The following is a 23,895-nucleotide window of genomic DNA, read 5'->3' as shown; positions in this document are numbered from 1 at the left end:
CACTCGGTAAGCCTTTATTTTAAGACATCTTGTTTACGACATTTTCTTTGCCAACTGACTTAAACTCGCTTCAAGCAAATCAAGAACTAATTCAAAACCTTGCTCGCCACCATAGTAAGGGTCAGGCACTTCCCTTGCTTCCCCTTCCGTACCAGTAAAAGATAATATCAACTGCAGTTTATGTTGATATTGTGCAGGACAACGCCTCAGTAAGTCATTAAGATTATTCTTGTCTGCCGCAAGTATTAAATCAAAGTGTTCAAAGTCGCTATCGAGTACTTGCCGCGCCTGCATGTTGGTAAAATCTAATCCTCTTCTCTCACCTGCTGCTATAGAGCGAGGATCTGGTGGATTGCCTTGATGATATGCAGCTGTCCCCGCCGAATCAATTTCTACCGCTAATGAAAATGATTTGGCTTGTGAACGAAACACCGCTTCAGCGCTGGGTGAGCGGCAAATATTACCTAAGCAGACAAACAATACCGATTTTATCTTACTGAAATCCACTTTACTGGTAACGTTACGTGTATTAGTCAAGCTCACTAAATTCCTCCTCACCGTGTTAACGGCTCAATTCTATATAAACCTAGACATAAACTCTATTGCTCATACTTATTCATTATTCTTGTTATTGTTATTGTTATTGCGACTCTCTAACACGCAGAAAATGAGCGAACCGTGGAATGCCATTTTTGGTGAGCCCTAAATATTGATAAGTAATAATAGCGCCCAAAGGAGGCGGATTACGTCGTAGCTCATTAGAAAAACCAGAACCAAGATTGAACTGTTTTCCATTTGGCATTTCAACCTTAAGTGAACCCATCAAGCCTTCGAACTTTCCTTTGCCTTCATTAAAACCAATAACACGCGCTTCAGCATCATATTTAGGTTTTAACTTTACAATATTCTGACTGCGGCCAATTTGGTAATACCCAGATTTAAGATGAAGCATTAACCCTTCACCATTGTTTGCAATAACATGATCAAGTTGAGCCATTAATTGCGCTGTAGAGACAAGCTCCTGTTGCTCTATCGCCTCAATATATCTGCTTTCTAAGGCTATTTGTTGCATTGCTTTTACGCGCTCAACAAACATCCCCCCATGCTCTGGCAAGTCAAAAATCATATATTTTACCAACTTCCACTCAGCATGATGTGAATGTGAACTGCGAGCTAACGCTGATACCGCATCAAATTCACCTTGCTTAATCCAAAGTTCTCCATCTAATGCTGTTTTGGGGAAATCTGCAGTAAACCAATCGGGTAAAATCATGACTCTTCCCGAACGCGACAGCATTTGATTTCCATCCCAATAGCCTCTTACTCCATCAAGCTTTTCACTGATCAAGTATTGAGTAACATCGGTGTCGGTTTGGTAACGCATAGCGAGTTGGAGCGCGGGCTTATTATTAGCATCTACGGCATCTGAAATCAGCAAAGCCATAAACACAATTAACACTGACAATATAAATCGAAACATAGTAGCATCCTTGCTAATTTGAGTGATGGTGATGGCAATATCCTATCGCACTTATTTTACGGTTCTTTATTTATTGAACTCATTGATTATACTAACCATTTTAAAAACCAATATTTAAAATGATTAATGATTCAAATACAGTTTAGTCAAATATGGCTGATTTGCTTATTTAGCTTACAATGCTAAAGGTTTAGGACATATCATCAATAATTAGGTCACCTATGAAACCCACTAATAATCACGGTATTAAACGCATCATACGAGCAACAGGTTTTTCATTTAAAGGGTTAACCAGCGCTTGGAGAAATGAAGCTGCTTTTAGACAAGAACTAATATTATGTCTTTGCCTTGTTCCCATCGCTTTAATAGTCGATGTCAGTGTGATTGAAAAAATCCTCATGATCATGACACTATTTATTGTACTGATAACTGAACTACTTAACTCAGCGATAGAAGCCGTTGTCGATCGCATTGGCGATGAAATTCACCCACTAAGCGGCCAAGCAAAAGATGTTGCCTCTGCAGCAGTATTTCTCAGTTTATTATTATGTGGACTGACTTGGATAGGGATTTTAACTCATGCTTACCTGCTTTAACCTATTCACAATTTAGCGGTTCAGCCATAATGTGTTCAGGCTTTCATGCAATACGGTTTAATAAACCAATAACTTTTTCAATTTCATTCATTCGCTCACTTGTTAGCGCATAGGATGCATAAACGTGGCGCCGGATTTCTTTCACATCACAAACTCGATGTAATTTGCCGCAGGCAATATCCTCTGTCACCATAACTTCAGGTAAAAATGCACACCCTTTATTTTGGATAATAAAGTCATGGGCAATTTGCGCTGAACTCGTATGCAAAACGGGTAATGGAAGTGCTGTTAACTCTTGTGCATGAGTAATATTAAAAGCAGTGCCCCAATCCACTTTGACATAGTGCGAAAGAGCCAAATCAGAGATATGCAAATTAGCTTGAGTGGAAACAAGTAATAAATTTACTTGGCTTAAGGTAATTGTATCAATGCCATCAATATGGAAAGGATCGAAGCTTAATGCGATGTCCAGTGTCGTTTCTGCCATCTTTTTTGCCATCACAGCTGAAGTAATCACATCAGTACGAAGCGACAGGCCGTGTTCAGTTTTATATAAAGGTTGTATTGCCCTTTTTAAATAACTTTCCCAAATATTATGGCCCATGCCTATCGACAACTGAACACTGTGCTGCTCTATTAAGGAAACATCTTGCTTGGCGCGTTCCAGAGCAGTTAATACGGCATTAGCATGGGCTAACATTCGCTCACCCGCAGGAGTTGGTTTGATATTATTGCGTTCACGATCAAATAAAATAACACCTAGCAATGATTCAAGCTGTTTAAGCCTAAAACTGACTGCACTGCGGGTGATATATAAGTTATCAGCAGCCTTGCCAAAGTGACGAGTACGATAAACTTCAAGAAACGTTTTTAATAAATCAGTATCCATAATGGATTTTTACTCAATGTCTAACAAAACATAAACAGTCTAATCGCGATTTATAGCAAAATTATGGCAGCGTGTAATCAAATTTAATTTACGCATATGACTTAAGTATAGGACTTAGTTGAAGCAGCTTTTCTTTAACCATTTAGGGTATATTTCTCCACCCCTTATTCGTTACGCATTTGTTAACACCTAGTCAAAAAGATGACATTTAAAGTTCTTCTGACACATTAAATAATGCTAATTTAAAGATGATTAAAACGTGCTAGCTAAATAAATAGTAATTAAAAAAAGCCGACAAGCAATAACCATAAATCATTGAAATAAAACAATTTAAAATAGACTTATAGTTCTATAGTTTTACCGCCAAATGTTTAATACGAATAAATCGTGATCTTAGTTCTCATTTTTACAATTTTACAGCAACAAAAGCTTCACATTTAGTTACATAATGTTAGTATGACTACATAAAAAGATATAACCCTGATTAACAATAACAATAAAAGCACAGTTTACTGATTCAAGTAATTTTAAAGTGCGGAGAATAAATGTTAAAGCAAGCCTTCGTAGGACTTTTAGCTGCAGCCAGTTTTTCTGGCCATGTTAATGCAGATGAGTATAAATTCACCATAGGTGCTTTTTATGCCAGTTCCGACTCCACCATGCTTGTTAAAAGCGCCAAAGATACTAATAGTTATTATTTATTAGATTTCGAAGATGATCTGCTACTTACTGAAGATCAATTCCTGCCTTTTTTGAATTCACATATAGTTTTAACGACCGCCACAATATCTATCTTGACTGGAAGTCACTGCACCGTAACGCTGATACACCTCAATTAGGATTTGATATTGAAATCCCTGAGTTTGGTGATAACGATGATAATTTTTTAATTGATGGTGAAGCCAAAATTTCGACAACCTTAAATATTGATATTCTTCGTTTAGGCTATGGCTACGACATTTGGGAAGGTGATAATTATACAGTGGGTGCTTCAATCGGCTTACATACAATGTTTGTTGAAACCGTATTTGAAGGCAATATAGGCTTATGTGAAAGCCGAAGCGATCCAGATGCCTTGTGTGACACAGCGACTTTTACCCCTCGTATTGTTGATAATGCCCTTACCGCTCCGTTACCTGATGTAGGTGTTTACGGAAGTTATGAGTTTTACCCAGGCTGGGTATTTAATGCTCATGCACAATACTTTGCGATAAAATATGACAATGTAAAAGGTTCTTTAGTTGATATTCGAGCTGGGGTTCAAGCTATTATTTGTGAGAACTGGCATTTATCATTAGCCTATAATTATTATGATGTTGATGTTGATATTGAGCAATCTCGTAGTATCTTAGACACTGAATTTAGAACCTTTGATTATAATATTAATTACAGTTTCACTGGCCCAATGTTTGCGGTATCTTATTCTTTTTAATATAAATTGAGCATCCTACCTTATGGTGCTGAGTTTGACGTTATTTTTAAATCATTTAGCAAGTTTAACGCGTTCAAGAAAACTAAGCCCTCATTGGCCAAATTGTATTTAATTCAGCTTGGCCTAAAATTAGTACAACGTTTTAAACTCCTGCCTTAATTCGCTAAGTGATGTATCAGAGATGAGGGATTAAATGTCTAACGAGCTACTGAAAACAGCGGCATTAAATTTAAAAAAGCTGTCCCATTGATGCTAAAACATAGCATCCCTACCACGCCAACCAATTATGCTCTCTGGTATGCTTACGTTTCAGAGTCTAATCCAAAATTAAACATTGCGCTTGATGCTACGATTGCACAAAACCAACAGTACTCTCCGACTTCGAGCGAGTTACTATATCGACAACATATTGCCGATCCTGTTGAATTAGACGTAAGAAGCATGCGCCAGAACCTAGATGCAATGGTTTGCGAACTGTCTCAATCTCTTAAAGACACCAACCACGATACAACCACTTTTCAAACAAAAATCCAAAAAGAATTCAGCAAATTAGCAGAACTGGAAAATCAAGGCTTTTCGTTGGAACAAGTGATAAAAGTTGTCAAAAATATCGTCAGCGAATCTGCAAACATTCATTCAAGTACAACCAGTTTTACCCAGCAGCTTGATAAAGCACAATCAGAAATCAATGCCTTAAAACAACGTCTAGCGGAAACCGAAAAAGATGTGCTTTATGACGCATTAACAGAAGCATTAAATCGGCGTGCATTTGATGATGACATTTCTGCGTTGGTCAATCAGTCGCCCAATGGAGCTTGTTTAATCCTAATTGATATTGATCACTTCAAGCAGTTTAATGACACTTACGGCCACCAGCTAGGGGATTTAGTACTTAAAGTGGTCGCTAAACGCTTACAAGAATCTTGTCGAGATGGTGTAAAACTCTATCGATTTGGCGGTGAAGAATTTGCAGTAATTATCCCCAATAGCCAACAACGCGTAGCAAGACAACTTGCAGAAGCAATGCGCCGTTCAATAGAAAAACTCAGTGTAAAAGACCGCCGTAGTGAAACTCGCATTGATAACATTACTGCGTCTTTTGGGGTTAGCGAGTGGAAGCACCAGCAAACAAGTAGTCAACTGATTGAAAGTGCAGACACTCTACTATATGAAGCTAAAAGGCTAGGTAGGAACAGGGTCATGCCAATCTCAAATTAGGCGATGACTGCCGTTGACTTTTTTAGCCGTCACCACATAACGATAATCACTGTTGGCTGATAAATCTTCAAATGGATAGCATGTAATCAAGGTTAATTGATTATCCGTTGTCATATCTAACACCTCGGTTTGTGTTTCGTGAACAATATCGGTACTTACGATAAGGTATTGCTGTAACACGCCTTGGGATGTTTGTAGCTCAACAATGTCGCCTCTTTTGACGTTTTGTAAAGGCAGAAAGTGGGTATCTCTATGCCCCGCAATGATGGTATTACCCTGCTCGCCAATCCCTGCTCCATTAAGCAATAAACTAGGACCAAAAGCGAGGTTTCTGCCTGAAGCACCTGCTAGTACAAACATAGGCTGACCAATTGGGTAAAAATCATGTTCTTTATCAGCAAACAGTTTAAGCTTCCCAACTGGATGTGTGTCAGCCCAGCGCCAAGGTTTATGAGGACGTTGATCGGCTAAGGTTTTAGTCCACGCTTGTTCAATAAGAAATTGCGCAAAGTTTGCTTTAATTTGCATATACGCTCCATGTGATAAAAAACTCAGTCCAATCAAGGCTACACTGCAAGGAATAATCCATTTCATAGAAATCATAAGCAAGCCTCCTCATTAGGTTTCTTCGGTAATATCAATTTCTGACCTGGTAAATACCCCTTTAACCAACAAGCATTTAATAAGGCTATCAGTAACAGACTAAGCCCAATTAGCACATTCAAACGACTTGAGGTTGCGGTTTGTGGAAGCACTCCTACTGATTGATTTCTTCCTGCTGGCAGATGTCTCTTCACTTGTTTTTGCACGGCCATCTCTGCCATAGGTTTAACCGGTGTAGTATCAATTGCAACCAAACTCGTTTGTGAAGTCACTAAGTGATACTTCATACCAAGCGCTTCAACTTGTTTTTTAATCCGCTGCTGATTCGCTTGTGTGCGAGTTGCTTCAATAGCCTGAATTTGTGCATTAGCCCACAGCAAATCTAGCCCACTAGCATTGTGACTTGCAGAGGTATTGTCCTGACGTTTAATCTGTTTTTGCCAGTACTGACCTTGGGTATAACCCGATACAATAAAGTCTTGTTGATTGTAAGCTGGCGACTTAACACTGACCAATATGGGCTCATTTGTGTACAAATCAGGAATTTGTGCTGGCCAATAATCTGGTATTGTCCCATCGGCATACGTCAAAGAAACATTGGTGGCAACTGGTTTTTCAATTTTTGCCATTAACTTAGTTATTTTTTGGTTCACTTCTGATGTATTACCAATATAAGTAAACGTACCTCGACCAAATAAAGCCGCGCGCTCCATAAAGTAAGAATTTGGAGCAGCGCCAATACCGACTGTAAATAAACGGCTTTGCCCTAACTCCGCTTCAATCTGTTGAAAAATGCCATGTTCATTACTCACTGCGCCATCGGTAATAAAAATAACTTGTCTTAAAAAGTGACTTTTTTCAGATACTGCTTGTGCTTGCTCAACCTGTAACGCCGCAGATAAGGCTTTGCCAATTTCAGTTCCGCCATTGGCTTGCAACCCTTTTACAAACTGATGCGCACGGCCAATATTACTACTTGTGCCAGCGAGAGACTGCTGAGATAGCCGATTAACATTATGATTAAACTCATAAATATTAAACTTATCTTGAGCCCTTAACCCAGCTAATGCATAGAGGATAGATTGCTTAGCTTGTGAAAGCGCAGCACCCTGCATCGAACCAGAGGTATCAATCACTAGAATTAACTCTCTGGGTGTATGTGAGGTATCTTCAGTATGCTTTTCACTTATCAGTGGCGGCGATAGCATCACAAGATCATATTGAACTTCTTTCAGTCCAGATACATGAGGTGAATTATCATTTTTTGAGTTAGCCGAATCAGTCTTCTTCTGATGGGTTTGGCCCTGCTGAGAAAATACTGCAGCGATTGGTTGATAAGACTCTTGATGCTCTGCCCGCCATTGAAGCACAAAATCTTTATTCGCTTTTTCTGGCTTGGCAAACGAAACAAGCCATTGCTGATGATTCGAAAACGACTGAACTTGAGCTGCTTGTCGCACCTTAGCGATCTTGTGGTAGGGACTTGTTATCGCCTCTGCTTTCACATCAAAACCCGCATCTAAATTTACCGTCATATTCACCATTAATGCGTTATGATTTGACCCTTCCAGCCCCACATTCAAGTCTTGCTGCAAGTATGGGTCGGACAAGATTTCAGACTGAGTTTCGTCAATGAAATATTCAGGTAAGTAACGAGTGACGCTATCGGGTAACTTGCTCGAAAGAGATTGATAAGACAAATAAGAATGCTGTTTAATGTCCGCGTTACTTTTTTCGGCTGATGACGCCAAGCCTTGTTGGCTATCTTGTCGTTGTAAATGCGCCGGTGTATAACGGGGGGTAATCGGCATAGGAAAGCGTAAGCTAAACATGCCTTCTTTATAATTCAGCTTCTCTTGATAAGTGATCTCCACAATTGCAGTTTCACTAGGGCCCAAATTCGCGATCTCAGTGGTAAAAATATTGGGCCGTTGCTGGCTCACTAAACTTGCTCTTTTACCTTGAGATTTTGCCTTTTCAAAGTTAGCTTTTGCTTGCTTTTTAGGCTGAATAACACCTTCAATACTTCGATCGCCAATAATTAAGCGCATACTGTCTACGGCACTGTCATGAGATAAAGGAAACACATAACTGCCATTTATCCACTCAGACGAATTATTCATAAAGGTTTGCTTAACACTCACCCGATTTGTCCAGCCAGAAACATTCATTGTTACATCCGTGCTTAACGGCAAGCTTTCATACTGTTGACCACCTTGCTGATAACGTAGTACTCCTTGGGTGACTTCTTGATACCGACTTTCAATCGGAATCACCGTTTCGAGATCAGTTGTAACCGATGAAGCCATGGCATAAACAGGAAACAATACACTTAATACCATTAGTCCAAGTAACACAGATGCAGATAAACTGTAGCCGAGTATTGATTGACCACAGTTGTTACAACTTCTACCACTAGGAGTTGGCTTATTAGATTCATAACCTGACAGGCATGCCTTATCGACAATGGCGTAGCAGTGTGCTTTTGAGTTGATACCTTTCATTTGCTCTCTCCATGAATTCAATATCGCCCTAAACCAATACCTAATGGCACCTTGCTCAAGGCGATAATGAAGTAGGTAAATTAGTTGGCAGCTAATGCTTCACCTACAGGCATAACTTTTAATGTCACTCTTCGGTCAAAAAAGTCATTTTCAAAGCTTTGTTGCTCATGTAATGGCGCTGAAGCACCATATGCTTGAGAATGTAATCGCTCTGCTGACACACCTTGACTCACTAAGTAACTTGTCACTTCTATTAATCGCTGCTCTGACAGAGCTTGATTAAATTTACTGTCTCCACGTCTATCTGCATATCCAGTTAAATCCAGTTTTAATTCCGGTGATAACGCCATCAAATACGCCACATCATCAAGTTGTTGCTCAAAATGAGGTTCAATGGTCGAAGAGCCCGTTTTAAACTGAACATTTAAGCCAATCGCTAACTCTTGTAATTGCTGCTGTTGCGCCGCTTTTAAGTCAGAGAGCTGAGCTTGAACATGAAGGTATTCATCTGTCACTTCAGCAAGCGACTGCTGCTTTTCATGTAATGCAGTAAGCTCTGAGGTTTGCATTTCGATAGATAATTTCTGTTGAGCTAATAACTCTTTTTGCGACTGAATTTCGGTATCGTCACCGACAGTTTTACCAATTAACGTACCTGCGAATGCACCAATGATGGCGCCAACGGGTCCACCAACGACAGCACCAAGTACAGCACCTGATGTGAGACCAACCAATTCTTCTGTGTGCTCTCTTTCCTCATCCTGTACTACCAACTCAGTATTAGCGTTATCATTGTCATAGGCGCTTGTATCGAAATGATTAACATCATCTGCTAGTGACACATTTGAAAAAGAAAGACTGCTGATGATAGCGATGGCGATTAGTTGTTTTTTCATGATATTTTCCTTTCAGTGTTTTAATGTGATTAATGAACTCAACAACTTGTTTACTGCGTGTCGTTAAGTTGATGTCACTATTAAACACCTCAGAAATGGCAACCTCAGGGCATAAAAGTGGCAATGTGCAGATGAAATGTGGCAACAATATGGCAATGTGTCTGAGGCGATTTTTTTGCAGTTAAAATCATGTATAGTCAGCCATATAAGCCAAAACAAAGATTAAATAGATGAAAAGAATCGCCATCGTTGAAGATGAAGTCGCTATTAGAGAAAACTACAAAGAGTTATTGCAGCAACAGGGTTACAGCGTACAGGGATATGCCAACCGACCTGCTGCGATGCTGGCATTTAATGCTCGATTACCAGATCTAGCCATCATTGATATTGGCCTAGAGAGTGAAATCGACGGTGGCTTTACTTTATGTCAGTCACTACGTTCGATGTCTAGCAGTTTACCGATCATTTTTTTAACCGCTAGAGACAGCGATTTTGATACTGTCTGTGGTTTACGTTTAGGCGCTGATGATTATTTATCAAAAGATGTTAGCTTCCCGCATTTAATCGCACGTATTGCTGCATTGTTTAGACGTTCAGAACTTATCGGCGCAGCCAACGTAGAAGATAATTTAATTGAACACGGCGCGTTAACCATTGATGGTAATCGTATTCAAGTGTATTGGAATCAACAACCGATTGAGCTCACGGTGACTGAATTTTGGATGGTACACGCCATGGCGAAACACCCTGGTCATGTCAGAAGTCGCCAAGATTTAATGCAAGAAGCTAAGATATTTGTAGATGACAGTACAATTACCTCTCACGTTAAACGGATCCGTAAAAAATTTATTAGTGCCGACAAAAACTTTGATTGTATTGATACGGTTTACGGCATGGGCTATCGCTGGGACAGTGTCAATTAATGTTTAATATTCCCATTGGACTAAGGGCCAAAGTTGTCATTTTATCGCTATTTTTGCTGTGCTTACCTTGGCTTGGGTACGAGTATGTATGGGAAATGGAAAAGTACTTACGTCACGGTCAGGAAAAAACCCTTGAAGGTACAACTCAAGCTTTAGCCACCGCCTTACATGAACGGCCAAAGCTGTTTAATCATCAAGCCAGCTTTTTAAGTCAGGTTGAAAAAGGTCGTGACTTATACGCCTACCCGCTTTCTGGCCCAATCCAATTAGATGGTAAGCTGCACGATTGGCAGCAATACCAACATCGAATGATTAACTACTCTAATGAGCACGTGATCTTTAATCGAAATGAAAACCAACCAGTCAATATTCACTTTACTCACATGGTGGGTAAATATGCTGGGTATTTATATGGCTTTTTTCAAGTCAATGATAAGCACGTGGTATTTCGTAATAAAAATAGTTTACGGGTCGACAAGAACGATCATTTAGTCATCGCCACACAAGCGCCAGATGGACAATTTCGTCGTTATATTATTGCCAACACAGAAGATGGTTGGTTAAGTGCGTTTGAGCTACCGCAAGATCCCACTTTATCCATGCCTGTTACTCCAGAGATCCGTATCCAAGGTCAATGGTTAAGTACTGCTGAAGGTTACAATGTCGAGTTTCGCTTGCCGTTATCTATGGTGGGAAGCAAGCTTGGTTTTGCAATATACAATGTCGATGATATTAAAACTCGCACAGTAAATACGATAATTGGTACCTCAGCCATCGATTCAGTTGCCCATCTTGGTACGGTACTGGTGCCATCACCAGAAATTGAAAATATCATTAAGGGGATGAGCCATAACAGCTCTCGGATTTGGGTCGTCGATAACCATGGCAGAGTGTTAGCAAAATCTGGAGATATCCGTGCCAATAACAATGTTTGGTCATCCAGTTTGGCTGAAACTAAAACCAGTAGTGCTTGGGGTCAGTTTAAAAAGATTACTTATTACCACTTTATTATAAAATCCTTACTAAGCCGCCACAGGACTTTGTCGACTCGTTGCAAGACTCTACTGAACTAAGCGGTAGTCATATTCAACAGGCATTAAATGGCAAACGAGGCTCAACTTGGCGTTTAACGCCTGACAATAAAGCGGTGGTATTGGCTGCTGCGAGCCCTATTTGGATTGATGATAAAGTGATGGGTGCTGTCATTGCAGAAGAAACCACGCATGGCATTCGTACATTGCGTAACCGTGCATTAGAAAAGCTATTTAATGTCATCTTAACGATTATGAGCATGGGTACACTTGCCTTATTTATTTTCGCATCAAGTATTTCTAGCCGCATACGTAAGTTACGAGATCAGTCAGAGCAAGCCATCGATAGCCAAGGCAGAGTTAGACAGCAAATTGTGCCTTCTAAAACCCGTGATGAGATTGGGGATTTATCACGAAGTTTTGCCAATATTGTCGGACGATTAGGCCAATATACTCACTACCTTGAAAACATGTCATCTCGCTTATCTCATGAGCTTAGAACACCTGTTGCTGTTGTTCGATCTTCACTTGAGCATTTAAGCTTGCAGCCACTTGAACCAGCAAGTGAAAAATACGTTAATCGTGCTCAAGAAGGCGTTAGCCGCCTACATTTAATCTTAAATAACTTAAGCGAAGCCACGCGGCTAGAAGCAAGTTTGTCCCACGCCGAGCGCAGTGAATTTCCGCTGCAACAGGTTGTCAGTGGTTGTATGCAAGGCTATCAATATACTTATCCAGACAACGAATTTGCAATCGACATTGCGACTAACCAAATGATGATGAATGGCGTGCCCGAGTACATAGCGCAATTGATGGATAAATTAATTAATAATGCTATTGAGTTTAGCACTCAAGATCCCATACAAGTATCGTTAACCTTATCTGGCAAAATCGCTACCTTAAAAGTCACCAATAAAGGACCGTTACTGCCAGTCAACATGAGTGAGCAAATTTTCGAATCAATGGTATCGATCCGCCCTCAAGGGGTGCAAAGTAAGCCACACTTAGGATTAGGCCTATACATTGGCAGACTAATTACTGAGTTCCATAAAGGGACAATAAAAGCTGAAAACCTTGCAGATGGAACGGGAGTTACTTTCACACTCACCTTCCCTGTAACTGAAGTAAAATAACTTTATTTTAGCCGTATAGATGTTAGGATGGCTAAAATATCAAATACGCCTATCACCTTGTAAAGATTGGGAATGCATTTATGAGTCACCAGCAAGATAAATTAGCCACTCAAATTGTCAGTGTTGGCCGAGACAAAAAGTACACTAAGGGCATTATTAATCCGCCTGTATTTCGTGCATCTACTGTCGTTTTTGACACGATGGATGACATGCGTTTTGCGATAAAAAACAAAACTAATGGTGAAATGTTTTATGGTAGACGTGGAACACCGACTCACTTCTCATTCCAGCAAGCAATAAGTGAGCTTGAAGGTGGTGTCGGCACTGCATTATACCCTTCTGGTTCAGGTGCTATTAGTGGTGCTTTATTATCATTTCTAAAAAGTGGCGATCACTTACTTATGGTCGACAGTGCTTATGAGCCAACACGAGATCTGTGTAATAAGTTACTGGCAGGCTTTGGAATTGAGACCACCTACTACGATCCATTAATTGGCGAAGGCATCAAAGAACTTATTCAGCCTAATACCAAAGTTTTGTTCTTAGAATCTCCAGGATCAATCACTATGGAGATTCAAGATGTACCGACATTAAGTCGTATAGCCCATGAACATAATATTGTGGTAATGCTTGATAATACTTGGGCATCGCCAATCAACTCACGTCCATTTGAGATGGGCGTCGATATCTCAATCCAAGCTGCAACCAAGTACATTGTTGGCCACTCTGATGTCATGATGGGAACAGCGACAGCTAATGAGGCACATTGGGAACAATTGCGTGAAAATAGCTATTTGATGGGACAAACCACATCGCCAGATGATGTTTATATGGCTGCACGAGGATTACGTACTTTGGGCGTACGTATGGCTCAACATGATAAAAATGCACGCATAGTCGCTAATTGGTTAGCAAGCCGTCCAGAAGTGGATCACCTCCGTCATCCTGCCTTTGATACTTGTCCTGGCCATGAATTTTTTGAACGTGATTTTAGTGGTGGTAACGGTTTATTCTCGTTCGTATTAAAACAAGGTAACTTAGCTTCGGTCACTGCATTTGTAGAAAATATGCGCCACTTTAAAATGGGCTTTTCATGGGGGGGTTATGAAAGCCTCATCCTTGGTGTTTTTGGTATTAATAAACTGAGAACCGCCACTCAATGGGATAGCAGCAAACCACTTATCAGGTTGCATATTGGTTTAGAAGATCCTGAAGATTTAATTGCAGACTTAACCGCCGCTTTTGAGCGTTATGCAGAAGTGGAAGCCAAACGTTAATTCGTCAATTTAGTTTAAAAATGTTAGCGAAAATACAAAAAGGCCAAACATACTTTGTTTGGCCTTTTTATTAAATGAGTGAAGCTTTACCAGTTTCAACCATTATTCCACCAGCAATATGGCAGCACTTCAACCAGCAAGTATCTTAAGAAATATTTTTATTAGCATCATAATCTAGTGCTTTCGCCTTTAATTGCTGTATATCTGATGCGCATAAATACCTTTTTAACGTTTCAAACTTTTCAGCAGGCCAATCATAAATGTTGAGCAGTGTCAGCTCTTCGATGATAGCAGGCTCAAAACGATATTTAACTAATTTGGCTGGAGAGCCACCAACAATACTATAAGGAGCAACATCTTTCGTTACTACGCTATTCGCAGCAACGACAGCACCTTCACCAATGCTGACACCTGGTATTACCATGGCTCGCATGCCGATCCATACACCATCATGAATATAAGTATCGCCTTTACCAATGTAAGCTTCATCGATGTAATCCATAAATGGGTACAAGCAAAACCAATCAGTTCGATGAGTGTGATTTCCTCCCATCAAAATGACGGCCTCAGCGCCAATACAAACGTAATCACCAATATGGAGCTTATCAATTTCCCATCTAGGCTCCCAATGACGACTGATTTCATCACCGTGTAAATACCTGACAACCGACTCTTCAAAACCATTATCCCAACTATCACTATAATAGCTATGTGTTCCCTTTATTGTGATATTGGAGTTAGTCACGACATCATGTAACAACTGAAATCTAGACCAGTGTTTTTCATGCATATATAACCTCAAGCTAATATTAAATAATAAAATGATTTACTTAACATTAAGCTCGTCAATGGATTCGAGGTTGATTTAATAACGGGATAAGTTGCATTGTGACACTCTACAATAAACACAGCTTATAATAATACACCTGTATACTGACTTGTAAAATATATCTGTTGTTCTAACTTTGACATCGTTTAACTTTGACATCGTTTTGGGTAAGTAACTGCCCGTACTAAACCTGATGAACATTGTGTAAATTAAACAAAGATCAATTTGGCTAATTTGCATTCACAACTGATTGCAGGACTTTACGTAACTCATCACTATTTTGTTTCGATAACCCAAGAATGATACTCGGTTTTTGGCCACGTGTTTCTATTTCAATTTTATCCCAGATGATCCCACTTCGATAATTGAATCCAGCAATCTTATTCCAAGGCACTTCGTCAGTATTATTCCAAAGACGAAATATCCCCGGTGAGTTAATGGTAATTTTATCTTCATCGGTAATGATTTCTTGCGGCAACAAACGGAAACGAAACAATAATGAAGCAAGTACTTCTGCAGTAAAATGCATGGATATTTGTGTCACATCAACACTTATTTGGCTAAAACGATAATGGCAATATCCGCATACTTTAGCCCCTTCAGGCAAGGTATGGCTGCAGTCTGGGCACGTATGCCCTGATAAAAAAGATAAACAGGCAGCGCATTTTACTGCGCCGCTAGCAATACTCGTTTTGCAATAGGGGCAGTCCATATACCCTCACTCATGTATTTAACAGAAAACAGATTCATGCCTTAGGTTTGAATATAGAATCTTCGCCTTAAGCATGTTATTTGATATTTACTCATTAGCGACTATCAGATAATGCTTAATAGCTCATTGCTAGTCGTTAATGTTTATATCTAACAATTAGTGTCTAATAGCCATCATCGACGCTATTTATCTGAATGTTATTTTCAAATGTCGACACTAAATCGAGTCAATACAAGCCAGTTAATGCTATACAAAGCTAGACTAAATAGTAGGTTGTGCTTGCCTGTACGCTTTGGTTCCCCATAAAGGTACTGTAGATAGGCTGTGCTTATAACTACCTGATGTCTCTTTGGTTGAGTACGACACATACATTAACGTTTGGTTTTCTTTATCAAAGATACGACGTATTTTCATCGTCTTAAAAAAGATACTCTTCGACTTTTTAAATACAATTTCACCCGATGCTGACATATCAATACCGGCAATCATTTCCGGTGTAATTTCACCCGTTTGGCGGCATGAAATAGCTGAATCTGATGGGTCTGAAAAGCTTAAATCAGCTTCAATACTTGCCACATGGCAAGTCACCCCAGTCACAATGGGATCAACCATCATATTGAGCTTAATATCTTTAGTGGTAAACACCCCTAAACTGACTTTTCCCACATCATCACTACAGCTCATTGTGAGGAAACTTGTTGCAACAATCAGTAAGGCTGACGATAGTTTTTTGTTTAAAAATAATCTTGATTGAGAAAACATAAAGCGACTTTTCCTTAAGAGTTAAATTCTTTGCTTGCCCAGCGGACTAACCCACTGGTTACACTGCCAAAGTGATCGCCAACAACAATATCTGCACCAGTAAACTGATCAGCAATGCATTGATGTATCACCGGACTTTTTGCCGTCCCGCCTGTTACATAAACAACATCAGGTAACACACCAGCTTCATCTACCGCTTGCTTCATAATAGTGACTAATTTAGCAATGGGTTGCTCAACAGCGATTTCAAACTCATTTTGATTAACAGTGACGTCAAATTCTGGCTCTATAAACGTTAAGTCTGCAGCATAGGTTGAGGCTGAGGATAACCCAATTTTTGATTGCTCAGCTTGACGCACAAACTGATAACTCATTTGGTGCAACCTTAAGGATTTTAGTCGAGTCAGTAATTGTGGCTGTTGTGCATCCTTGATTAGTTCATCAATCAACTTAGCAGTAGACAATGCGCTAAATTCACGCTGCGCACTAATGTCGTTCACAGCAACCCCATTCCAAAATGGTTGGCGAGGCACTGTTAAGTTATTTTTTAGTTTCGAGCCCAAACCAAGATGCGGCATAAAACAGTTCATGGCAACGGCAATATCTAAATCATTACCGCCAACACGCTGACCACTGTGACCAAGTACATCATCTGAGCGATCGGTTTTATGCTGACGCTCTGGTCCCATTTTCACCATAGAGCAATCAGTAGTACCGCCCCCCACATCCACAACTAACACGGTTTGATTGCTATCCATGGAGGCTTCATAATCCATCGCTGCAGCCATTGGCTCAAACAAAAAACGTACTTCGGTGAATCCAGCTCGTTTTGCGGCCGTTTCTAATATCGTTTGTGCTTGCTGATTACTTTGCTCACCACCAATACCTTGAAAGTTAACAGGTCGGCCAATAACGGCTTGCGTAATCGGTTCATTAATTAATTTGTTTGCACGGGACATAACCTCTAGCATCATCAATGTCACGATATCTTCAAACAAAGCAACTTGTTCTGGACGTAAACCACTGGCGCCAAGAAATGATTTTGGCGACCGGACATAAAAACCTTCATCAGGTAATTCCAGATATGCGTCAATCGCTTCAGGTCCAACAAAAACCACTTGTTCGTCAGGGTAAATATCTAATTCATGGCGAACTTGGCGTGCACGGCTTAATTGTGATGAACGTAACTGGGCAAATTCTGGCTGAAGTTCTGGTGCAATGCGTTGATATACCGCTTCAGCAATCAACTCTCTATCCATTGCATATAAGGTAGAGGATAAAAAATGACTATCACCATTTATTGGAATTAAACTCACTTCACCATTTTTTTCTACGCCAACAGAACAGTTTGCACTGCCATAATCAAACCCAATAAACATTTCTTACCACTCAAAATTTCAAATCAATGCTAAAAATAACACAAGCTTTATTTCGGATCTTATAAAGTTTAGTGTTCACTGTTATTTAGCTGACAATTTCATCAATTGGTTTAATTTGCTTAATCAATTTGTTGCACTATTGAATTTACTGAAAACAGTGTTCGCCTCAATAACATCACAAAATTGTCATATTACCGCATTAAAATACCTTTTGAACTTTATTCATATTAAACAGTGAATTAGCTATTCCACCCTACCGTATTATTTTCGCACCATTCGATTATGGCTTTTATGAAAGTATTACCGCAATGCTTTGCAGGAGCAAAATGTGACTGAATCCCGTCATCTAAAATTCGTTGATAAAGAACTGTCTTGGTTGTCATTTAATGAACGTGTATTACAGGAAGCTTATGATGCTTCTGTACCGCTCATTGAGCGAGTGAGGTTCTTAGGGATTTTTTCAAGTAACATGGATGAGTTTTTTCAGGTCAGAGTCGCTGCAGTGAGACGAGCGATACTCGTTTCTGGTATCAGTTCTAAACAACTTAAGTACCAGCAATTAATGAACAAAATTCAGGAAAAAGTTTTCGACTTACAAGAGAAGTTTGATCAAATTTATCCTGTATTAATGAAAGAGTTAGCCCGCTGTAATATCTTTTTAATTAACGAGACTCAACTGAGTGAGTTTCACAGTGCCTGGCTTAAGAAGTACTTTAAAAATCAATTAAAGCGTCATATAGCACCCCATATCGTCACCGATGAAAGTGACTTAGTGCAGCACTTAGTTGATGGGACAACCTACTTAGTCGCTAGCCTGCAATCGGGCGATAATAAAGAGTACGCTTTGGTAGAAGTGCCCAATAAGAATGTACCTCGATTTTTAGAACTACCAACTGAAAAAACATCAAAAATTAAACACTTAATATTGCTAGATAATATTATACGTCACTGTATTGATGATTTATTTAGACCTTTTTTGAGTTCGATACCATTCAAGTTTTCTCAATGAAAATGACCCGAGATGCGGATTACAACATCAGTAATGAGCTTGAACAAACAACACTTGAACGAATGACAAAAGGGATTAAAAAACGTTTAAATGCTCAACCCGTGAGGCTAGTATATGACCGCAATATGCCTGTAGATATGCTAGAAATGCTAAAGTCACACTTGCATATCAGCTCTACAGAGTGTCTTGTGCCAGGAGGCCGATATCATAGCTTCAAAGACTTTATGGACTTCCCCAATCCAAGTCGAAAAAAACTGGTAAACGAGAAGCTTCACCCCATTGATAGCAGTCAGTTTTTAGCGTTTGACAACAGTTTTGATGCAATTAGGCATAAAGATATTATGCTTAATTACCCTTATCATAAGTTTTCTCATTTTACTGAATTAGTCAGACAAGCCGCTTATGATCCAGCAGTTAAATTTATTAAAATTAACCTTTATCGAGTGGCGAAGAAAAGCCACATTATGCAGTCACTGATTGATGCCGTTAAAAATGGTAAACAAGTGACCGCAATCATTGAACTTAGAGCCCGTTTTGATGAGGAATCAAACATTAACTGGACTCGGCGCTTAGCTGAAGCCGGAGTGACTGTGCATCATGGTATTCCGAGTTTAAAAGTCCATTCAAAACTATGCCTCATTGGTCGTAAAGAGCATGGTCAAACCCAGTATTATTGCCACATAGGTTCAGGTAACTTTAACGAAGGAACTGCCCGTTTTTATACTGACTTTTCGTTGTTTACCGCCAATCAAGATATTGCAGGTGAAGTCAAACAAGTTTTTGATTTAATTGAAAGACCTTACCGTAAAGATGAATTTAATCATCTCATCGTCTCGCCTTATAACTCGCGAACACGCTTTTTAAGCTTAATCGATGATGAAATTGCACAAGCTAAACAAAACAAGCCTGCCAGTATTCAGCTAAAACTGAATAATCTGGTGGATGACATCATGATTAATAAGCTATATGAAGCCTCGAATGCCGGCGTCAAAATCACTATGCTTATTCGTGGCATGTGCAGCTTGCTCCCGCAAATACCTGGGCAAAGCGACAACATTAAGGTTTATAGTATTATCGATCGTTATTTAGAGCATTCACGGGTGATGTTGTTCCATGCTGGCGGCGAACAAAAACTGTTTATTGGATCCTCTGACTGGATGACGCGTAATATTGACGAACGAATTGAAGTCTCAACCCCAGTATATGATAAGCAGTTAAAACAAATGGTTATTGCTATACTTTCATTGCAATTTAAAGATAATACTAAGTCTAGGGTGATTAATCAGCAACATGATAATCGCTATAACCCTAGAGGAAACAAACGGAAACTTCGTAGTCAAGTTGCTATTCATCAATACCTTAATAGCTACGAAAAGAAAGTAAAAACTGCATTAGCAGTCAAACATAACAATAAGAACCAAGCAGAATTACCACAAGAGGCTTAAATTGGCTGATGTTATTGCACAAGACTCGCAACATTTTGTCGCTATCGACATGGGGTCAAATAGTTTTCACTTAGTTATTGCACGTGAACAAGACGGGCTTTTGCAAGTGTTGCATAAAGAAAAACGCCAAGTGCAGCTAGCCAAATACCTTGATAATCACAATGTGTTAGCAGAAGTTGCAATCGAAAATGGTGTTCAATGTCTTAAAGACTTTAGTCAGCGTTTTTCAAACTTAGCGAAAGCTCAAGTCAAAATTGTCGCCACACACACCTTACGGGTAGCCAAAAATCGCCAATCTTTTTAACCGCAGCCCGCAAAGTGCTGCCCTACCCAATTAATGTTGTTTCAGGTCATGAAGAAGCGCGGTTAATTTATACCGGTATCGCCCACAGCCAAGTGCTTGAACAAAAAAATATAGTTATCGATATTGGTGGTGGCTCAACAGAAGTGATTGTGGGTAATGAAAAACGCGCTAAACACTTAGCCAGTTTAAAATGTGGCTGCGTCAGTTATAACAAACGCTTTTTTGTGAATGGACACCTTACAAAAGAAGCGTTTAAACAAGCTATTCAAGCTGCAGATAAGCAATTTTCAGGCTTAAGCCAAGTTTACTTTAACCAAGATTGGTCACTCGTGTTAGGGAGTTCAGGCTCAGCAAAAGCCATCACTCTCGCCATCAGTGAAGTAACTGATAATGGCAAAGGTATAACCAGTAAAAACCTTTTAGCGTTAAAGAAACACCTCATCAATGTCGGTAGTATCGACAAGCTAGAATTCGAGCTACTAGATGAAAGAAGGATCCCTCTTCTTGCTGCAGGTTTAGCTATCTTAATCAGTTTTTTCGGCAATTGGGAATTGAACATTTGCAAGCTGCAAAAGGTGCCCTTCGAGAAGGTGTCCTCTATGAGCTTGCCAAGATTGAACAACAAGATGATATTAGGCAACGCACATTATCGAGTTTGGCTCAGCTATATCATGCTGATGTTAACCAAGCATCTAAGGTGACTAAAACTGCTTTAACCTTATTTGAGCAAGTCAGTAATTCATGGCAATTAGCAGATTATCGTTGGTTACTGGAAGGCGCTTGTCAGCTCCACGAAATTGGCATTTCGATTAATTCAAAATCACACCATAAGCACGGAAGTTACATTCTCGAAAATAGTGACTTACCGGGTTTTAACCAGCAACAACAGCAAATGTTAGCCTTGCTTGTAGGCAATCATCGAAAAAAACTAAACTATCCTGCAATAACGATAGCTGATGAGATTCAGCGCCAAGCTTTTACTCGCTTATTAACTATTCTGCGTCTCGCTGTATTGTTTAATTTAGGCCGAACATCCAGCAGCAACCAACAAATAAAAGTTAAAGCGCAACAAGCTGATTTAACCATTAAGTTTTCGCAGCGCAAAGAGCTGGATAAAGAAGCAATTCAACGCAGCGAATTATTAATACAAGACTTATATGCGGAACAAAAGAAGTTAGCCACTATTGGGATTAATTTGAGCTTTAAGTAAGTTGAATTTTAACTCATATGAATGCCCCAAAAAAAGTACACGCTATTATTCATAACGTGTACTTAAATAGTTCTTGAATCTTGTTAGGCCTAATTAAAGAGCGGTAACTTGTTGATGCTTAGTAAAAGCAAACTGATATAAAGAGTGCTTTAACTAGCTTTCGTTTTGCGCTTGTTTTTGGGTTTCTTTTTGTTTCCGGCGCTGTGCAATGACTTGTTTTACTTCACTACCAATATGCGCCTCACCACGTTGTTTTGCTAGTTGAACTTGACGTTCACGTTCAATAAAGCGCTGACGTTGCTCATCTGAAATTTTATCTATACAGTGCGGGCAACTTACCCCTTGAACATATGCTTCTGTTTGCATTTCTTCTTGGGTGATTGGCATACGACACGCATTACATTGGTCATAAACCCCTTTTTCAAGCTGATGGTTAACTGCAACGCGGTTATCAAAAACAAAGCACTCACCTTCCCATAAACTTTGTTCAGGCTTTACTTCTTCTAGATATTTTAGGATGCCACCTTCAAGATGATAAACTTCATCAAAGCCTTGCTCTTTTAGATAAGCTGTCGATTTTTCGCAGCGGATACCACCGGTACAAAACATGGCGACTTTTTTGTGTTTATTTGGATCAAGGTTTTCTTTTACGTACTCAGGAAACTCTCTAAACGTCTCGGTAACCGGATTAACAGCATTTTTGAAGGTGCCAATTTGTACTTCATAGTCATTTCGGGTATCGACTAATAGCACTTCAGGATCAGATATAAGTTGATTCCAATCTTTTGGTTTAACGTAAGTGCCAACCACTTCACGGGGATCAATACCTTCTACACCCATGGTGACAATTTCTTTTTTAATTTCACTTTGGTGCGATAAAACGGCATGTTGTCATCAAAAGATAACTTGTAAACAATATCAGCTAACCCGTCTTGTGTTGCCAACCATTCAAGAAGCCCATCTATAGCTTGTTGCGAACCAGCTACGGTCCCGTTGATACCTTCTTTTGCCAGCAGTAAAGTACCTCGGATTTCAGAGGATTCCATTTTATCTAGTAAAGGAGCACGAATCGCTTCGTAATGGGGTAAGGCTACAAATTTATATAAGGCACATACGACAACTTGTGACATGTTTTTCTCCGCTAGCTGAAACTTAATTTCCAGTGCATGTTTAGTGAATAAATAACCGAATTATTGTTTCCAATACCGTCTGGCAACCGCAAGATGGTGATCGTCATCAAATAAAAGCGCAGAATTGTACCTTGCTCACAGCACCAAAGCCAAATAAATAAGACTTAGATCACAAATAAAAAATCGCCATCGCAGATTTTAACTAACAATTATCGCCATAAGGACTTAAAATACTGCCAAATGACTCAATACTATGCCCTATAAAGAAGTCTACCCTCATGATTTTATACAGTTTCAGACGTTGTCCTTATGCAATGAGAGCCAGACTAGGCTTGCATTTATCAGCACTCAACCCAGATGTAAGAGAAATTGAACTGCGTAATAAACCCGAAGCCATGCTGGCTGTTTCGCCTAAAGGAACAGTCCCAGTGTTGGTAATTAATGCACATCACGATGTTTCAGCTGGGGAAAGTGAGGACAAAAGTACTAATCGCGCTGAAAATATATTGGAAGAAAGTCTTGATATTGCCCGTTTTTCTTTATCAAACTACCCTGATAAGTGCTCTGAATACTTATGCGGCAATGCTTATATCTCGCTACTTGAATCATTAGATGATGAAAGTACTGAAAAGCTGATTAGCAAAAATGACATTGAGTTCAAACCTTGGTTAGATAAATATAAATATGCTGACAGGCATCCAGAGTTTGATGAAATATATTATCGCGATCGGGCTTGCGAATTTATTCAGTGCCTAGAAGAACATTTAACTGATAAAAATCAATTAATGGCAGATACACCGACATTTGCCGATTTCGCTATTTTTCCATTTATTAGACAGTTTGCTCATGTCAATAAACCTTGGTTTGAGCAAAGTCCATATCAACATGTTAGACGTTGGCTGACTGCGCATATGGAAAGTGAGTTGTTTAAAGCTGTAATGGTGAAGTATCCATTATGGCTTGATGACACCAATAAACAGACAAGATTAAAATCAGATAGTTAGCTCCATTATTCCAAAAGCTCGATAGATTGATTATTTAATCAACGATAAATCAACCTTTTGTATATATATGCACAAACATCCTTGAATTATGAACAATGACTGCAGTAGTTTATGTCATCTATAAGACGG

The 23,895-nt window shown here is 39.4% G+C and carries 17 protein-coding genes and 5 pseudogenes; 11 read left to right on the top strand and 11 right to left on the bottom strand.

Going from position 1 to position 23,895, the window contains the following annotated elements:
- Positions 1 to 33: 33 nt before the first annotated feature.
- Positions 34 to 507, bottom strand: coding sequence for a low molecular weight protein-tyrosine-phosphatase (locus ACGEDC_RS17405; RefSeq protein WP_394498392.1), 474 nt, complete (start codon positions 505 to 507; stop codon positions 34 to 36).
- Between the two features lie 133 nt (positions 508 to 640).
- A complete protein-coding gene (locus tag ACGEDC_RS17400; RefSeq protein ID WP_282167508.1) occupies positions 641 to 1,480 on the bottom strand; it encodes a DNA ligase in 840 nt (279 codons plus the stop codon).
- Positions 1,481 to 1,701: 221 nt separating this feature from the next.
- On the opposite strand from ACGEDC_RS17400, the gene ACGEDC_RS17395 reads away from it, so the two are divergent.
- Positions 1,702 to 2,076 (top strand): diacylglycerol kinase, encoded by a 375-nt coding sequence (locus tag ACGEDC_RS17395; protein ID WP_119968301.1) that lies wholly within the window; start codon positions 1,702 to 1,704, stop codon positions 2,074 to 2,076.
- A 43-nt stretch (positions 2,077 to 2,119) separates the two neighbouring features.
- Here ACGEDC_RS17395 and ACGEDC_RS17390 read toward each other — a convergent pair whose 3' ends face one another.
- Positions 2,120 to 2,965 carry a LysR family transcriptional regulator gene (locus ACGEDC_RS17390; RefSeq protein WP_055024410.1) on the bottom strand — a complete coding sequence of 282 codons (846 nt, stop codon included), beginning with the start codon at positions 2,963 to 2,965 and terminating at the stop codon, positions 2,120 to 2,122.
- Between the two features lie 545 nt (positions 2,966 to 3,510).
- Between ACGEDC_RS17390 and ACGEDC_RS17385 the strand changes: the two genes are divergently transcribed.
- The 3 genes and pseudogenes from ACGEDC_RS17385 (at position 3,511) to ACGEDC_RS17375 (ending at position 5,615) form a co-directional block, all read left to right on the top strand.
- Positions 3,511 to 3,804, top strand: coding sequence for a hypothetical protein (locus tag ACGEDC_RS17385; RefSeq protein WP_394494708.1), 294 nt, complete (start codon positions 3,511 to 3,513; stop codon positions 3,802 to 3,804).
- A gap of 143 nt (positions 3,805 to 3,947) precedes the next feature.
- Positions 3,948 to 4,397 (top strand): hypothetical protein, encoded by a 450-nt coding sequence (locus ACGEDC_RS17380; RefSeq protein WP_394494706.1) that lies wholly within the window; start codon positions 3,948 to 3,950, stop codon positions 4,395 to 4,397.
- A gap of 193 nt (positions 4,398 to 4,590) precedes the next feature.
- Positions 4,591 to 5,615: pseudogene (locus tag ACGEDC_RS17375) on the top strand (GGDEF domain-containing protein).
- Here ACGEDC_RS17375 and ACGEDC_RS17370 read toward each other — a convergent pair.
- From ACGEDC_RS17370 to pdsO, 3 genes are all read right to left on the bottom strand, one after another.
- Positions 5,607 to 6,209: a class GN sortase gene (locus ACGEDC_RS17370; protein ID WP_225442265.1), complete on the bottom strand. Its 603-nt coding sequence runs from the start codon at positions 6,207 to 6,209 to the stop codon at positions 5,607 to 5,609. The pseudogene ACGEDC_RS17375 and the gene ACGEDC_RS17370 overlap by 9 nt on opposite strands.
- Before the next feature lie 5 nt (positions 6,210 to 6,214).
- Positions 6,215 to 8,722, bottom strand: coding sequence for a marine proteobacterial sortase target protein (locus ACGEDC_RS17365; protein WP_394494704.1), 2,508 nt, complete (start codon positions 8,720 to 8,722; stop codon positions 6,215 to 6,217).
- Between the two features lie 80 nt (positions 8,723 to 8,802).
- Positions 8,803 to 9,618, bottom strand: coding sequence for a sortase-associated OmpA-like protein PdsO (gene pdsO, locus ACGEDC_RS17360; RefSeq protein WP_394494702.1), 816 nt, complete (start codon positions 9,616 to 9,618; stop codon positions 8,803 to 8,805).
- A gap of 230 nt (positions 9,619 to 9,848) precedes the next feature.
- On the opposite strand from pdsO, the gene pdsR reads away from it, so the two are divergent.
- From pdsR to ACGEDC_RS17345, 3 genes and pseudogenes are all read left to right on the top strand, one after another.
- On the top strand, positions 9,849 to 10,541 hold the full coding sequence (gene pdsR, locus ACGEDC_RS17355) for a proteobacterial dedicated sortase system response regulator (RefSeq protein ID WP_065108291.1): 693 nt from the start codon (positions 9,849 to 9,851) through the stop codon (positions 10,539 to 10,541).
- Positions 10,541 to 12,705, top strand: a pseudogene (gene pdsS / locus ACGEDC_RS17350) (proteobacterial dedicated sortase system histidine kinase). Before pdsR ends, pdsS begins: the two are co-directional and overlap by 1 nt.
- An 80-nt stretch (positions 12,706 to 12,785) precedes the next feature.
- On the top strand, positions 12,786 to 13,982 hold the full coding sequence (locus tag ACGEDC_RS17345) for a cystathionine beta-lyase (protein ID WP_282167502.1): 1,197 nt from the start codon (positions 12,786 to 12,788) through the stop codon (positions 13,980 to 13,982).
- 145 nt (positions 13,983 to 14,127) lie between these two features.
- Here the strand turns inward: ACGEDC_RS17345 and ACGEDC_RS17340 are convergent, their stop codons facing one another.
- The 4 genes from ACGEDC_RS17340 to yegD form a co-directional block, all read right to left on the bottom strand.
- On the bottom strand, positions 14,128 to 14,772 hold the full coding sequence (locus ACGEDC_RS17340; protein ID WP_394494699.1) for a CatB-related O-acetyltransferase: 645 nt from the start codon (positions 14,770 to 14,772) through the stop codon (positions 14,128 to 14,130).
- Positions 14,773 to 15,040: 268 nt separating this feature from the next.
- On the bottom strand, positions 15,041 to 15,523 hold the full coding sequence (locus ACGEDC_RS17335) for a zinc ribbon domain-containing protein (protein WP_055024400.1): 483 nt from the start codon (positions 15,521 to 15,523) through the stop codon (positions 15,041 to 15,043).
- 261 nt (positions 15,524 to 15,784) lie between these two features.
- A complete protein-coding gene (locus ACGEDC_RS17330; RefSeq protein ID WP_394498389.1) occupies positions 15,785 to 16,207 on the bottom strand; it encodes a CreA family protein in 423 nt (140 codons plus the stop codon).
- Between the two features lie 92 nt (positions 16,208 to 16,299).
- Complete coding sequence (yegD, locus tag ACGEDC_RS17325) at positions 16,300 to 17,664, bottom strand: molecular chaperone (protein WP_372038706.1); 1,365 nt, start codon at positions 17,662 to 17,664, stop codon at positions 16,300 to 16,302.
- Between the two features lie 328 nt (positions 17,665 to 17,992).
- On the opposite strand from yegD, the pseudogene ppk1 reads away from it, so the two are divergent.
- From ppk1 to ACGEDC_RS17310, 3 genes and pseudogenes are all read left to right on the top strand, one after another.
- Positions 17,993 to 20,118, top strand: a pseudogene (gene ppk1 / locus ACGEDC_RS17320) (polyphosphate kinase 1).
- Positions 20,119 to 20,167: 49 nt separating this feature from the next.
- Positions 20,168 to 21,123, top strand: a pseudogene (locus ACGEDC_RS17315) (hypothetical protein).
- Positions 21,078 to 21,632: a hypothetical protein gene (locus tag ACGEDC_RS17310; protein ID WP_394494696.1), complete on the top strand. Its 555-nt coding sequence runs from the start codon at positions 21,078 to 21,080 to the stop codon at positions 21,630 to 21,632. The pseudogene ACGEDC_RS17315 and the gene ACGEDC_RS17310 overlap by 46 nt, the downstream one beginning before the upstream one ends.
- A 153-nt stretch (positions 21,633 to 21,785) precedes the next feature.
- Here the strand turns inward: ACGEDC_RS17310 and ACGEDC_RS17305 are convergent.
- Positions 21,786 to 22,762 (bottom strand): annotated as a pseudogene (locus ACGEDC_RS17305) (rhodanese-related sulfurtransferase).
- Positions 22,763 to 23,040: 278 nt separating this feature from the next.
- Here ACGEDC_RS17305 and ACGEDC_RS17300 point away from each other — a divergent pair.
- On the top strand, positions 23,041 to 23,766 hold the full coding sequence (locus ACGEDC_RS17300) for a glutathione S-transferase (protein ID WP_394494694.1): 726 nt from the start codon (positions 23,041 to 23,043) through the stop codon (positions 23,764 to 23,766).
- Positions 23,767 to 23,895: the final 129 nt, after the last annotated feature.

The sequence above is a fragment of the Shewanella sp. ENK2 genome, assembly GCF_043568515.1.
Classification (GTDB): domain Bacteria; phylum Pseudomonadota; class Gammaproteobacteria; order Enterobacterales; family Shewanellaceae; genus Shewanella; species Shewanella japonica.
The sequence above is the reverse complement of the archived record's forward strand: the minus strand, read 5'-3'. Positions and strand labels throughout refer to the sequence as shown.

Excerpts from the sequence above, each read along its gene's own strand:
- ACGEDC_RS17400 (WP_282167508.1), bottom strand. The coding sequence starts at position 1,480 with ATGTTTCGATTTATATTGTCAGTGTTAATTGTGTTTATGGCTTTGCTG.
- ACGEDC_RS17395 (WP_119968301.1), top strand. The coding sequence starts at position 1,702 with ATGAAACCCACTAATAATCACGGTATTAAACGCATCATACGAGCAACA.
- ACGEDC_RS17390 (WP_055024410.1), bottom strand. The coding sequence starts at position 2,965 with ATGGATACTGATTTATTAAAAACGTTTCTTGAAGTTTATCGTACTCGT.
- ACGEDC_RS17385 (WP_394494708.1), top strand. The coding sequence starts at position 3,511 with ATGTTAAAGCAAGCCTTCGTAGGACTTTTAGCTGCAGCCAGTTTTTCT.
- ACGEDC_RS17370 (WP_225442265.1), bottom strand. The coding sequence starts at position 6,209 with ATGAAATGGATTATTCCTTGCAGTGTAGCCTTGATTGGACTGAGTTTT.
- ACGEDC_RS17365 (WP_394494704.1), bottom strand. The coding sequence starts at position 8,722 with ATGAAAGGTATCAACTCAAAAGCACACTGCTACGCCATTGTCGATAAG.
- pdsO (WP_394494702.1), bottom strand. The coding sequence starts at position 9,618 with ATGAAAAAACAACTAATCGCCATCGCTATCATCAGCAGTCTTTCTTTT.
- pdsR (WP_065108291.1), top strand. The coding sequence starts at position 9,849 with ATGAAAAGAATCGCCATCGTTGAAGATGAAGTCGCTATTAGAGAAAAC.
- ACGEDC_RS17345 (WP_282167502.1), top strand. The coding sequence starts at position 12,786 with ATGAGTCACCAGCAAGATAAATTAGCCACTCAAATTGTCAGTGTTGGC.
- ACGEDC_RS17340 (WP_394494699.1), bottom strand. The coding sequence starts at position 14,772 with ATGCATGAAAAACACTGGTCTAGATTTCAGTTGTTACATGATGTCGTG.
- ACGEDC_RS17335 (WP_055024400.1), bottom strand. The coding sequence starts at position 15,523 with ATGGACTGCCCCTATTGCAAAACGAGTATTGCTAGCGGCGCAGTAAAA.
- ACGEDC_RS17330 (WP_394498389.1), bottom strand. The coding sequence starts at position 16,207 with ATGAGCTGTAGTGATGATGTGGGAAAAGTCAGTTTAGGGGTGTTTACC.
- yegD (WP_372038706.1), bottom strand. The coding sequence starts at position 17,664 with ATGTTTATTGGGTTTGATTATGGCAGTGCAAACTGTTCTGTTGGCGTA.
- ACGEDC_RS17300 (WP_394494694.1), top strand. The coding sequence starts at position 23,041 with ATGATTTTATACAGTTTCAGACGTTGTCCTTATGCAATGAGAGCCAGA.